The sequence below is a fragment of the Citrobacter sp. CK181 genome (assembly GCF_030333595.1).
In the GTDB taxonomy this organism is placed as follows: Bacteria; Pseudomonadota; Gammaproteobacteria; order Enterobacterales; family Enterobacteriaceae; genus Citrobacter_B; species Citrobacter_B koseri.
This window is the reverse complement of sequence record NZ_JAOWFN010000014.1, coordinates 271,040-284,442: the sequence shown is the minus strand read 5'-3', so window position 1 is coordinate 284,442 and position 13,403 is coordinate 271,040. Positions and strand designations below refer to the sequence as shown.

Sequence of the window (13,403 nt, the reverse complement as noted above, 5' to 3'; positions counted from 1 at the left end):
AGCCGCTATCCGGCAAATGCGCCTGATGGCGCTGCGCTCATCAGGTCTACGGTTCGACGCAGTTTGTAGGCCGGATAAGGCGTAGCCGTCATCCGGCAAAGCGCCGTCGCTTTTTTTTACAGCAATCAGCCCTCATATTTTCTTCAAAGCCACTTTTTAAGTAACTAAAGGTTGTCAGTCTGTCCGGCTTATAAGATCATATGCCGTTATACGTTGTTTACGCTTTGAGGAATCCACGATGAGTGAGGCTGAAGCCCGCCCGACTAACTTTATTCGTCAGATCATCGATGAAGATCTGGCCAGTGGTAAGCACACCACAATCCACACCCGTTTTCCGCCGGAGCCGAATGGCTATCTGCACATCGGCCACGCGAAATCCATCTGTCTGAACTTTGGCATCGCGCAAGATTATCAGGGCCTGTGCAACCTGCGTTTCGATGATACCAACCCGGTAAAAGAAGATATCGAGTACGTTGATTCGATCAAAAACGACGTCGAGTGGTTAGGTTTTCACTGGGCTGGCAACGTTTGCTACTCCTCAGATTACTTCGATCAACTGCATGCGTATGCGGTTGAGCTGATCACCAAAGGTCTGGCGTACGTCGATGAGCTGACGCCGGATCAGATCCGCGAATATCGCGGTACGCTGAAAGAGCCGGGTAAAAACAGCCCGTTCCGCGATCGCAGCGTGGAAGAGAACCTGGCGCTGTTTGAAAAAATGCGTACCGGTGGTTTTGAAGAAGGTAAAGCGTGCCTGCGCGCCAAAATTGATATGGCGTCGCCGTTTATCGTGATGCGCGATCCGGTGCTGTACCGCATTAAATTTGCCGAACACCACCAGACCGGCAACAAGTGGTGCATCTACCCGATGTACGACTTTACCCACTGCATCAGCGATGCGCTGGAAGGCATTACGCACTCTCTGTGTACGCTGGAATTCCAGGACAACCGTCGTCTGTACGACTGGGTGCTGGACAACATCACCATCCCGGTTCACCCGCGTCAGTACGAATTCTCGCGCCTGAATCTGGAATACACCGTGATGTCCAAGCGTAAGCTGAACCTGCTGGTGACGGACAAACATGTTGAAGGCTGGGACGATCCGCGTATGCCGACCATTTCTGGCCTGCGTCGTCGTGGCTATACCGCGGCCTCCATCCGTGAATTCTGCAAACGCATCGGCGTTACCAAGCAGGACAACACCATTGAGATGGCGTCGCTGGAGTCCTGCATTCGTGAAGATCTGAACGAAAACGCACCGCGCGCGATGGCGGTTATCGATCCGGTGAAACTGGTTATCGAAAACTACCCGCAGGGCGAAAGCGAAATGGTCACCATGCCGAACCATCCGAACAAACCGGAAATGGGCAGCCGTGAAGTACCGTTTAGCGGTGAAATCTGGATCGATCGTGCCGACTTCCGCGAAGAAGCGAACAAGCAGTACAAGCGTCTGGTGATGGGGAAAGAAGTGCGTCTGCGTAACGCCTATGTGGTGAAAGCTGAGCGCGTGGAGAAGGATGCGGAAGGCAATATCACCACCATCTTCTGTACCTATGATGCGGACACCCTGAGCAAAGATCCTGCCGATGGCCGTAAAGTGAAGGGCGTCATTCACTGGGTAAGCGCGGCACACGCGCTGCCGGTTGAAATTCGTCTGTACGATCGTCTGTTCAGCGTGCCGAACCCGGGCGCCGCAGAGGACTTCCTGTCCGTGATCAACCCTGAATCGCTGGTGATTAAGCAGGGTTACGCGGAACCGTCGTTGCAGAACGCCGTAGCGGGTAAAGCGTATCAGTTTGAGCGTGAAGGCTACTTCTGCCTGGACAGCCGCTACACAACGGCGGATAAACGCGTATTTAACCGTACCGTAGGTCTGCGCGATACGTGGGCTAAAGCGGGCGAGTAAAGCCACCGCATCACATCACCTTCCAACGCCGCATTTTGCGGCGTTTTTTTATCCTTTCCATTTTGTCATCCCGCTCTCTGTTTGCAGAGCGAATTAATGCCGTCGGGAAAATAATTTCGCAACAAAATAGTTTTGGCATAGTGAATTTATGGAATGAATATCATTTCATGTGAAACCGATTTCATGTGCATGGAAAACAAGACAATTTTAACTTTTGTTCATCTTTTTTAGCGCCTGATGAAAATGTAACAGAAAGCAATGAAATATGTGCGGTTGCTCATACTCTTACATTCTCGTTACAGAAAGAGATTGATAATTCGCGTCGCGAAAAATAGTCTATTCACTGTAGTCTGCGAGGTTTTTCTCAACGCTACTTTTACATTTTTATTTTTCGCTGTCCGCTTTTGTTCGGCAGCATTTTATACGTCAAAGAGGATTAACACATGCGTACGTTTAGTGGCAAACGTAGTACGCTGGCGCTGGCTATCGCCGGTATCACAGCAATGTCAGGTTTGGTCGTCGTTCCACAGGCTCAGGCCGAAGGCTTTATTGACGATTCCACGTTAACAGGCGGCATCTATTACTGGCAGCGTGAGCGTGACCGTAAAGATGTCACCGACGATGACAAATATAAAACCAACCTTTCACACGCGACCTGGAACGCCAACCTGGATTTCCAGTCTGGTTATGCGGATGATATGTTCGGTCTGGATATCGCGGCATTTACCGCGATAGAAATGGCGGAAAACGGCGACAGCGGACACCCCAACGAAATCGCCTTCTCGAAAAAGAATAAAGGTTATGATGAGGATTATTCTGGCGATAAGAGCGGGATCAGCCTTTATAAAGCCGCGGCAAAATTTAAGTACGGGCCAACCTGGGCGCGTGCGGGGTATATCCAGCCGACCGGTCAGACGCTGTTAGCGCCGCACTGGAGCTTTATGCCGGGTACTTATCAGGGCGCGGAAGCCGGAGCGAATTTTGACTACGGTGATGCGGGCGCGCTGAGTTTCTCCTATATGTGGGCCAACCAATATAAAGCGCCGTGGCACACCGATGTTGATAAATTCTATCAGGCCGATAAAAAGACCAAAGTGGATTACCTCCACTCTATCGGCGCTAAATACGATTTCAAAAATGACCTCGTGCTGGAAGCGGCATTTGGTCAGTCAGAAGGGTATGTCGACCAGTATTTTGCCAAAGCCAGCTACAAATTTGATTTGGGCGGCAACCCGTTCACCACCAGCTATCAGTTCTATGGTGCGCGCGACAAAGTTGATGATCGCAGCGTAAACGATATTTATGACGGCACCGCCTGGTTGCAGGCGCTGACTTTCGGTTACAAAGTGGCCGAAGTCGTCGATTTGCGCCTGGAAGGGACCTGGGTTAAGGCGGACGGTCAACAAGGTTACTTCCTGCAACGTATGACGCCAACTTACGCATCCTCAAACGGTCGTCTGGATATCTGGTGGGATAACCGCTCAGACTTTAACGCCAACGGCGAAAAAGCCGTCTTCTTCGGTGCGATGTACGATCTGAAAAACTGGAACCTGCCGGGCTGGGCAGTGGGGGCGTCATACGTTTACGCCTGGGACGCGAAGCCATCAACCTGGCAGATTACCCCGGATGCGTACTATGACAAAAACCGTACCATTGAAGAGTCTTCTTACAGCCTTGATGCGGTCTACACCCTACAGGAAGGCCGTGCCAAAGGCACCATGTTTAAACTGCACTTCACGGAATATGACAACCACTCCAACATCCCAAGCTGGGGCGGCGGTTACGGCAACATCTTCCAGGATGAACGTGACGTGAAGTTCATGGTTATCGCTCCGTTCACTATTTTCTGATGCCCGTTGCGGCAGGCGATTTGTCTGCCGCAACGTTGAGGACACTGATATGAAAAAACTGTTACTCATCGCCATGATGGCATCGGGACTGGTGGCCTGCGCGCAGCCAACCGCGTCCAAAGAAGACAGTCAGTTAAAAGAGGCGTACAGCGCCTGCATCAATACGGCGCAAGGTTCGCCAGAGAAAATCGAGGCCTGTCAGAGTGTACTGAACGTGCTGAAGAAAGATGACCAGCACAAGCAGTTTGCTACAGAAGAGAGCGTGCGCGTGCTGGATTATCAGCAGTGCATTCAGGCTACGCGTACGGGGAACGATCAGGCGGTGACCGCCGATTGCGATAAAATCTGGCAGGAAATTCGCAGTAAAAATAGCGCCAAATAAAAGCAGGGCGGGTTAATGGCGGGCGGAGAGAACTCTCCGCCCGTTTGCGTTTTTTAAGACTGCTACCGGCTCGGAGGCATAAAAAAAGCCAACCGGTCGGTTGGCTTTTTAGGAGGGTTCACATTACTTCGCGTCGTGCGCGTGCTCGTCTTCCCGGCAATCGCCTTCAGCGCAGTGGCCGTAGAGATAGAGGCTGTGGTTCGTCAAACGAATGCCATGCTTAGCCGCAATCTCACGCTGGCGCGCTTCGATAGAATCATCACTGAATTCGATCACTTTGCCACAATCGAGGCAAATAAGGTGATCGTGATGATGCTGTTGGGTCAGCTCAAAAACGGATTTACCGCCTTCAAAGTTGTGGCGGGTTACGATACCGGCGTCATCAAACTGGTTCAGCACGCGGTACACGGTCGCCAGCCCAATCTCTTCACCCATGTCGATCAGACGTTTATATAAATCTTCCGCACTGACGTGATGGTTATCCGGTTCCTGAAGAACTTCCAGAATTTTTAAACGAGGAAGCGTTACTTTCAGGCCAGCCTTCTTTAATGCGGTATTGTTGTCAGTCATGCGGAATCTGTCCTGTTGCTAAACGATTCACTTCAAACAAAGAAGTGACAGAAATTGCACTTGAGATAATGCGTTTCATTATAGAACTGCCACGCCTAAATGAAAACTGCAAGCCTCCGGCAAATATTGTTAATAAAAACGAGGTATCGCCAACAAACACACTGTGCAATACCAGAATAACACCCGGACATTGTACAGGGTCAGGCAAGAAAGTTACAAATTTGTAGCAATTATTTTAATTGGTTTTATCTATTGATGCGACGCAGATGCTTTTCTGCGCCGCACAAAATCAGGCGTTAATGATTTCGTCGAGGTGCAGTTCGCCGGAAATCTGTTTAACCCATTTTTCAACGCGCTCTGCGGTCAGTTCAGGCTGACGGTCTTCGTCGATAGCCAGACCAACAAAGTGATCGTCGTCAGCCAGACCTTTGGACGCTTCAAAATGGTAGCCCGCCGTTGGCCAGTGGCCGACGATGGTCGCGCCGCGCGGCTCAATGATGTCGCGGATGGTGCCTAACGCGTCACAGAAATATTCTGCGTAATCTTCCTGGTCGCCGCAGCCGAACAGCGCCACCAGTTTACCGTTAAAATCAATCTCTTCGAGAGTCGGGAAGAAGTCATCCCAGTCACATTGCGCTTCACCGTAGTACCAGGTCGGGATGCCCAGCAGCAGGATGTCGTACCCTTCCAGGTCCTCTTTGCTGCTTTTCGCAATGTCATGCACATCGGCAACGTCTTTACCAAGCTGTTTTTGAATCATTTTTGCGATATTTTCGGTATTACCGGTGTCGCTGCCGAAAAAGATGCCAGTGATTGCCATGAGTAAAATAACCTCTTGAAACTTATTGAAATGGTGGTGGCGTATTGCCCGCAGATAAGGGCAATCATAGCAGAACAGTCAGGCATGCGGAAACAGCAATCACGCGGGACTGCACTCTGTGCTACATGATTTATGATATTGAGCAGTTTTTCAGACTACGCCCTGGCCGCGCAGCGCTGCCAGTTGAGTCATCAGCATCTCTTCGATGAGTTCGCTACGGCTCATATTGCGGGATTCGGCCAGCTCGTTCAGCGCATCGACAGCCTCAGCGTTGAGTTTCAGTTCGACACGCTTAAGGCCACGTACTTTGTCGCGTTTTAGCTGGTTACGCTTATTAATGCGCAGCTGTTCATCACGCGAAAGCGGATTGGTTTTGGGTCGTCCCGGGCGACGCTCGTGTGCGAACAGATCTAATGTCGTACGGTCCGTTTGTTCTTTGGCCATGATTTTGGTGACTTCGGGGAAACAATCAGCCAGGCGTCTGCCCGGATGGATAGCGCGCCATCATACATCAGCAAGGCAGACACGCCAACGCCCGCGGACGTAATCGCGCGCGGACGCTGAGTTTTTAATCAGTTGGCCTTATCTGCCAGATAGCGACGAATGGCGCGCAGCACCGCATCGGGTTTTTCCGCGTGAACCCAGTGGCCCGCTCCGGCGATGACGTGCGCCCGCGCCTGAGGGAACTGCGCCAGCAGATCGTGACGATATGCTTCGGTCACATAAGGCGAGTTGCCGCCGGGGATAAACAACGCCGGGCGATCCCAGGCTGGAATGGTCTCCCAGCCCACAATATGTGGATACTGTTCCCACAATACCGGTACGTTAAAGCGCCATTCGCCGTCGATAAACGATTTCAGCAGAAACTGGATGACGCCTTCTTCTTGCAGGTGTTGACGCATAACGGTGGCGGCCTGTTGACGGGTTTCGGCGCCCGCGTCGGTAACGGCATTGATGGCGGCGAAGATTTCATCGTGGCGGCGAACGTGGTAATCGACCGGCGCGATGTCTATCGCGACCAACTGGTCAATACGCTCCGGCGCCAGCGCGGTGAGCGCCATTACCGCTTTACCGCCCATGGAGTGGCCGATAAAGGTGGCTTTCTCAATGCCTTCGGCATCAATGGTATCCAGTAAGTCTTGCGCCATTGCCGGGTAGTCCATCACCGGATCGCGAGGGGAGAGACCGTGGTTGCGCATATCAACCTGAATGATATCGTGATCGGTCACCAGGTCGCGCGCCAGCACGCCGAGGTTGTCCAGGCTGCCAAACAAACCGTGAACGAGGACGATGGGAGAATTATTGTGCAGGTTTTGTGCAGTTTGCGCTCGGATATTCAATTTCATGGCAAAGTTCTTTTTTTCGCTCTGTCGGGTTAGGGTATTATGTTGACTATTCTGCCACAGGGCTGCAACAACTACGGTTTACTCCGAGTTTTTCCGTCAGCCAGGTTTGACGCTATCCGCTGTTGGAATTTGCCTTTACACTACGTGCAGGTAATCCCAACGACTTGTATTCAGATAAGACACCGCACTGGATTAAGATGAAAACGATTGAAGTTGATGATGAACTCTATAGCTATATTGCCAGCCACACCAAGCATATTGGCGAGAGCGCATCCGACATTTTACGGCGCATGTTGAAGTTTTCCGCCGTATCACAGCCTGTCACTCCGGCGGCGAAAGAGGTTCGCATCGCGCAACCTGCTATCGTGGAAGCGAAGCCCGTCAACCCCGTAAAAGATAAAGTCCGCGCCATGCGTGAACTGCTGCTTTCCGACGAGTACGCGGAGCAGAAGAAAGCGGTAAACCGCTTCATGCTGGTGCTGTCTACACTCTACTCACTGGATAATCGCGCGTTTGCCGAAGCGACGGAGTCGTTGCATGGCCGTACGCGCGTCTATTTTGCGGCTGATGAACAAACGCTGCTGAAAAATGGTAATCAAACCAAACCGAAACATGTGCCCGGCACGCCGTATTGGGTGATTACCAACACCAACACCGGCCGTAAATGCAGCATGGTTGAACACATCATGCAGTCAATGCAATTCCCGGCGGAATTGATTGAGAAGGTTTGCGGAACAATTTAATCCTTGCATTAAAAGGACCAGGCAATGGCAATCCACAACCGTGCAGGTCAACCTGCGCAACAGAGTGATTTGATTAACGTCGCCCAACTGACGGCACAGTACTATGTACTGAAACCCGAAGCAGGGAATGCAGAGCACGCCGTGAAGTTCGGTACGTCCGGGCATCGCGGTAGCGCAGGTCGTCATAGTTTTAACGAGCCGCACATCCTGGCGATCGCCCAGGCGATTGCGGAAGAGCGTGCAAAAAACGGTATTACTGGTCCTTGTTATGTGGGCAAAGATACCCACGCGCTGTCTGAACCGGCATTTATCTCTGTACTGGAAGTGCTGGCGGCGAACGGTGTTGATGTCATCGTGCAGGAAAACAATGGCTTCACGCCAACGCCTGCCGTTTCTAACGCTATCCTGGTTCACAATAAAAAAGGCGGCCCGCTGGCTGATGGCATCGTGATCACGCCATCTCACAATCCACCGGAAGACGGCGGTATTAAGTACAATCCGCCAAACGGCGGCCCGGCGGATACCAACGTCACCAAAGTGGTGGAAGACAGGGCCAACGCGCTGCTGGCTGACGGCCTGAAGGGCGTGAAGCGTATCTCTCTGGATGCGGCGATGGCCTCAGGCCACGTTAAAGAGCAGGATCTGGTGCAGCCGTTTGTTGAAGGGCTGGCGGATATCGTCGATATGGCGGCGATTCAGAAAGCGGGCCTGACGCTGGGCGTCGATCCGCTGGGTGGTTCCGGTATCGAATACTGGAAGCGTATTGCTAAGCACTACAACCTGAACCTGACTATCGTTAACGATCACGTTGACCAGACGTTCCGCTTTATGCATCTCGACAAAGACGGTGCAATCCGTATGGACTGTTCCTCCGAGTGCGCGATGGCGGGTCTGCTGGCGCTGCGTGATAAGTTCGATCTGGCGTTCGCCAACGACCCGGACTATGACCGCCACGGCATCGTGACTCCGGCTGGGCTGATGAACCCGAACCACTATCTGGCGGTAGCGATCAACTATCTGTTCCAGCACCGTCCGCAGTGGGGCAAAGAGGTGGCGGTCGGTAAAACGCTGGTTTCCTCTGCGATGATCGACCGCGTGGTGAACGATTTGGGGCGTAAACTGGTGGAAGTGCCGGTCGGCTTTAAATGGTTCGTTGACGGTCTGTTCGACGGCAGCTTCGGCTTCGGCGGCGAAGAGAGCGCCGGGGCGTCTTTCCTGCGTTTCGACGGCACGCCGTGGTCTACCGATAAAGACGGCATCATCATGTGCCTGCTGGCGGCGGAAATCACGGCCGTCACCGGGAAAAACCCGCAGGAGCACTACAACGAGCTGGCGGCTCGCTTTGGCGCGCCGAGCTATAACCGTTTGCAGGCAAGCGCAACGTCTGCGCAGAAAGCCGCATTGTCTAAGCTCTCTCCAGAAATGGTGAGCGCCAGCACGCTGGCGGGCGATCCGATCACCGCGCGTCTGACGGCGGCGCCGGGTAACGGCGCGTCGATTGGCGGCCTGAAAGTGATGACCGACAACGGCTGGTTTGCCGCGCGGCCTTCTGGCACGGAAGACGCTTATAAGATTTATTGCGAAAGCTTCCTCGGCGAGGAACACCGCAAGCAGATCGAAAAAGAAGCGGTTGAGATTGTCAGCGAAGTGCTGAAAAACGCGTAGGTGCGGTTTGTGTGCCGGGCGGTACTGCATTTGCCCGGCTACAACAACGATCGTAGGCCCGGTAAGCGTTAGCGCCACCGGGCTTTTTTTTTAGCCGTGTTTGTTTTTCAGCTCAAAGCGCGGCGATACCAGCCCATACAGCGTCCAGCCGAGGAAGGTCACGATGGAGCCGTACAGCATCGCTTCTTCACCGGAGGAATACAGCGCATAGAAGCTGTACAGCGCGCCGATGAATGCCACGAAGTTCGCCGTTTTGGCTTTTGACGACGGAACATTTGCCACTTTCTGAATGATCACCAGCGCGGCCATCGACAGAATGTACGGGATAATGTTTGTTACCACCGCCAGGTTAACCAGCACGTTGAACTGGCTGTTCAGCGATGGGCTGATGGTCATCAGCGATAATCCGCTCTGGATAATCACGATGGTCAGCATCCCCTGAACCGGCGCATCCACTTTCGTTACGCGAGAGAAGATTTTCGGGAAATATCCTTCATCCGCCGAGGACTTGAAGACCTGGGCGATAGTGAACTGCCAGCCCAGCAGCGAACCGCAGCAGGACATCACCATTAACGCCATGATCACTTTACCGACTTCCGGGGTAAACATCTGTGCGAACGCCAGACCGAACGGCGCGGTGGAGTTGGCCAGATCCATGTTTGGTACGATCCCGGCAATCACGTTGGTGGAGATGATGTAAATCACCGCCGCGCCCAGCGTACCGCCTAATACCGCAATCGGTACGTTACGCTCCGGGTTTTCCACCACTTCGGCGTTGGCGCAGGCAGATTCCAGACCGAGGAAGGCCCACAGCGTCATCGCAATAGAAGAACCGACGGCGGTGAAGAACGGTACGTGATGCGGGTTCCAGGAGTTGGCGTACAGCGTCGGGCTAAACCAGAACCAGCCGATGATGCACAGACCGACAACCGGAATAATCACGCCCCAGACGGTGATACTGCTGATTTGCCCGGTAATGCGCGCGCCGCCGAAGTTGGCGACGGTGCACAGCCACAGCACGCCGATGGTCGCCAGACCGATCTGCACCGGTGACAGCGTGGCGCCGAATAACTCGGTGCCGTAGCCGACGGCGGAGATGGCGATAGCGACGTTGGCAATCAGCAGCGAAACGCCATAGGTGTAGTTCGCCATAAAGTTGCCGGATTTACCAAAGGCATACTCCGCGTAGCCGCCCATGCCGCCGGATTTACGGCTGAACATCCCGCATTTGGCGAAAGCCCATGCCAGCGCCATTGAACCAACGGCAGTCACCAGCCACGAGATGATCGAGATGGTGCCGACCTCCGCAAGTTTGGTGGGCAGCATGATAATCCCGGAGCCCATCATATTGACCATTGTCAGGATGGTGAGCTGAACGACGCCCATTTTATTGGATTTGGCTTTACTCATAATTTTTCCCCTTTCAGCAGGGTGTTCTGTGCTTCGCGCGGTTTAATGACGTAGCACCACACCTGTTTACGGCCGTCGTGTTCTTCGATGTAAACGCCCTGTAGTTCAGGCGCAAAGCCCGGCAGCAGGTTGATCCCTTCTTCCAGCGCGCTGAAATAACGCAGCACCGCACCGCCCCAGATTTCACCCGGAACAACGCACAAAACCCCTGGCGGATACGGAAGCGCGCCTTCTGCCGCGATCCGTCCTTCCGCGTCCGGCAGGCGAACCAGTTCGACTTCACCGCGCAGATAGGCGTAGTTGGCGTCCTGCGGGTTCATGCTGACGCGTGGGAAATGGGATTTACGGAACATCTCTTTTTGCAGCTGTTTCACGTTATGGCGTGCGTACAGATCGTGCATCTCCTGGCACAGCTGACGCAGGGTGTAGCCGGCATAACGCGCTTCATGCTGCTTATAAATTGACGGCAGAACGTCAGCCAGCGGCGCATCGGCTTCCAGCAGTTTCTCAAAGCGCACCAGCAGGGCGACGAGTTGCTGCAATTTCGCCATGTCTTCCGCTGGCGTCAGCAGGAACAGGATCGAGTTGAGATCGCATTTTTCCGGTACCACGCCGTTTTCACGCAGGAAGTTGGCAAGGATGGTCGCCGGAACGCCGAAGGTGTCGTATTCGCCGTTGCGCGCATTGATGCCCGGCGTCGTGAGCAGCAGTTTGCACGGATCAACAAAGTACTGGTGTTCGGCGTAGCCTTCGAAGGCATGCCAGTGTTCGCCCGGCACAAAGTGGAAGAAGCGCAGGTCGTTTGCGATCTCCGCCGTGGGGTAAGACTGCCACGGTTTGCCGTCGATCAGTTCCGGCACGAACGGACGGATGTGATGGCAGTTATCAAGGATCAGCTTACGTGCATTGATGCCGTTCGCCACGCAGTCCATCCACATGTTACGGCCACCGACGCCTTCGTGCATTTTGGCGTTGATGTCCAGGGCGGCGAACAGCGGGTAGAACGGGCTGGTGGAGGCGTGCATCATGAACGCGTTATTCATACGTTTATGCGGCACATAGCGAGACTGACCTTTGATATGGCTGTCTTTCTTGTGGATCTGCGAGGTCTGGGAGAAACCGGCCTGCTGTTTGTGAACAGACTGCGTGACCAGGATACCCGGATCGTTCTCGTTCAGGTCCAGCAGCAACGGCGAGCAATCGGCCATCATCGGAATAAACTGCTCGTAGCCGACCCATGCGGAGTCAAACAGGATGTAGTCGCACAGATGACCAATCTTATCCACCACCTGACGGGCGTTATAGATGGTGCCGTCGTAGGTGCCTAACTGGATCACCGCCAGGCGGAACGGACGGGCGTCTTGCGCGCGTTGCGGCGCCACTTCGCTGACCAGTTCACGCAGATAGCCTTCTTCAAAGCAGTGGGCGTCGATCCCGCCGATGAAGCCGTACGGGTTGCGCGCGGTTTCCAGATAAACCGGCGTCGCGCCCGCCTGCAACAGCGCGCCGTGGTGGTTCGATTTGTGGTTATTACGATCGAACAGCACCAGATCGCCTGGGGTCAGCAGCGCGTTAAGTACCACTTTGTTTGACGATGAGGTGCCGTTCAGCACAAAGTAGGTTTTGTCGGCGTTAAACACTTTCGCGGCGTGTTGTTGCGCGATGCACGGCGCGCCTTCATGGATAAGCAGATCGCCCATCGCCACGTCGGCATTACACAAATCAGAGCGGAAAAGCGTTTCGCCAAAGTACTCAACAAACTGGTTCCCTGCGGGGTGACGGCGGAAGAATTCACCACCCTGATGCCCCGGACAGTCAAATGCGCTGTTGCCCTGGTTTACGTAGTCCACCAGCGCCCGGAAGAACGGCGGGCGCAGTTGCGTTTCATAGTGGCTGGCAGCGGTCTCCAGTTGGCGGCCATAGAAGGCGTTACGGGCTTCATTATGTTCGAATACGCCCGAGATCCGCGGCAGATATTCCGCCGGAACGCGCTCTTCATTTTGTGTCGCGATAAACACGGGAATACCGTAGCCTGTCGCATCAATCTCATCGAGTTTACCTCGTTCAATATCATTGATGGATAACACGATAGCGGCAACATCAATGAAATTACTTTCATCAACATTAACGATACTGCGCTGTGTAGAAAAACAATCAGGGCAGGAACGACTGACGGCAATTTTTAATTCAGACATTTTCATCTCTTTATTTTCAGGTAATAGCAGGTCCTCAATTTCTCGAATGAGAAACTGATAGCTCCGGAAAAAAAGCAATACGACGCCACTGATAAATAAATCAGTAAATTGCTTTTTAGAAGATGCAATAAACCCTAACCTTTCCGGTCACAGGTAAAACAGGGTTATGCAGTGTGAGCACCACGAGATACAGGCGTTAGCCTGCAATGCAAGGGGTCAGGAAGACCTGTATGCTGGAGTGCCCTTAGTCGAAAGACTAACGGGCATTAAAGAAATGAAAGTCGAAGCTGTTACGGTGAGCAAACATCATAATATGAGTTGTCCGCCTTATATGGGGCATTGTACGGCTATTATTTTCCATTTTGGTTACCTTTACTGGATAAGTGGAAGGTGAGGGTATTTTATCCAGGAAATGAGCCTGATCTGTGAAGAAGATCAATAAAAAACGATCATTTCTAAAATATTTAGTCGTTGTTTATGCATATCACACGATAAGATATCGTATTGTTGTTTATA

General features: G+C 53.0%; 12 protein-coding genes. 5 read left to right on the top strand and 7 right to left on the bottom strand.

The window, feature by feature from the left end:
• Positions 1–238 precede the first annotated feature (238 nt).
• From glnS to chiQ, 3 genes are all read left to right on the top strand, one after another.
• Positions 239–1,906, top strand: a complete 1,668-nt coding sequence (glnS, locus tag OGW17_RS14870; RefSeq protein ID WP_012133322.1) for a glutamine--tRNA ligase — start codon at positions 239–241, stop codon at positions 1,904–1,906.
• A 443-nt stretch (positions 1,907–2,349) separates the two neighbouring features.
• A complete protein-coding gene (gene chiP, locus OGW17_RS14865) occupies positions 2,350–3,756 on the top strand; it encodes a chitoporin ChiP (protein WP_071259746.1) in 1,407 nt (468 codons plus the stop codon).
• A 49-nt stretch (positions 3,757–3,805) separates the two neighbouring features.
• On the top strand, positions 3,806–4,138 hold the full coding sequence (gene chiQ / locus OGW17_RS14860) for a ChiQ/YbfN family lipoprotein (RefSeq protein WP_071259744.1): 333 nt from the start codon (positions 3,806–3,808) through the stop codon (positions 4,136–4,138).
• 123 nt (positions 4,139–4,261) lie between these two features.
• Here chiQ and fur read toward each other — a convergent pair whose 3' ends face one another.
• The 4 genes from fur to ybfF form a co-directional block, all read right to left on the bottom strand.
• Positions 4,262–4,708 (bottom strand): ferric iron uptake transcriptional regulator, encoded by a 447-nt coding sequence (gene fur / locus OGW17_RS14855; protein ID WP_007373881.1) that lies wholly within the window; start codon positions 4,706–4,708, stop codon positions 4,262–4,264.
• Positions 4,709–4,997: 289 nt separating this feature from the next.
• Positions 4,998–5,528: a flavodoxin FldA gene (gene fldA / locus OGW17_RS14850; RefSeq protein ID WP_047458152.1), complete on the bottom strand. Its 531-nt coding sequence runs from the start codon at positions 5,526–5,528 to the stop codon at positions 4,998–5,000.
• Positions 5,529–5,678: 150 nt separating this feature from the next.
• Positions 5,679–5,972: a LexA regulated protein gene (gene ybfE, locus OGW17_RS14845; protein ID WP_012133315.1), complete on the bottom strand. Its 294-nt coding sequence runs from the start codon at positions 5,970–5,972 to the stop codon at positions 5,679–5,681.
• 128 nt (positions 5,973–6,100) lie between these two features.
• The gene (gene ybfF, locus OGW17_RS14840; protein ID WP_049009846.1) at positions 6,101–6,874 is read right to left on the bottom strand and encodes an esterase; all 774 of its coding nucleotides are present in this window, start codon (positions 6,872–6,874) and stop codon (positions 6,101–6,103) included.
• Positions 6,875–7,071: 197 nt separating this feature from the next.
• Between ybfF and seqA the strand changes: the two genes are divergently transcribed.
• Positions 7,072–7,617, top strand: coding sequence for a replication initiation negative regulator SeqA (gene seqA / locus OGW17_RS14835; protein ID WP_071259742.1), 546 nt, complete (start codon positions 7,072–7,074; stop codon positions 7,615–7,617).
• Between the two features lie 24 nt (positions 7,618–7,641).
• Positions 7,642–9,282, top strand: coding sequence for a phosphoglucomutase (alpha-D-glucose-1,6-bisphosphate-dependent) (gene pgm / locus OGW17_RS14830; RefSeq protein ID WP_012133312.1), 1,641 nt, complete (start codon positions 7,642–7,644; stop codon positions 9,280–9,282).
• Between the two features lie 90 nt (positions 9,283–9,372).
• Here the strand turns inward: pgm and potE are convergent, their stop codons facing one another.
• The 3 genes from potE to speFL all read right to left on the bottom strand — a co-directional run bounded on the left by potE (position 9,373) and on the right by speFL (position 13,248).
• Positions 9,373–10,692 carry a putrescine-ornithine antiporter gene (gene potE / locus OGW17_RS14825; RefSeq protein WP_012133311.1) on the bottom strand — a complete coding sequence of 440 codons (1,320 nt, stop codon included), beginning with the start codon at positions 10,690–10,692 and terminating at the stop codon, positions 9,373–9,375.
• A complete protein-coding gene (speF, locus tag OGW17_RS14820) occupies positions 10,689–12,887 on the bottom strand; it encodes an ornithine decarboxylase SpeF (protein WP_049009856.1) in 2,199 nt (732 codons plus the stop codon). The genes potE and speF overlap by 4 nt, the downstream gene beginning before the upstream one ends.
• Positions 12,888–13,143: 256 nt before the next feature.
• Positions 13,144–13,248 (bottom strand): leader peptide SpeFL, encoded by a 105-nt coding sequence (gene speFL, locus OGW17_RS14815; protein ID WP_114149115.1) that lies wholly within the window; start codon positions 13,246–13,248, stop codon positions 13,144–13,146.
• Between the last annotated feature and the right edge of the window lie 155 nt (positions 13,249–13,403).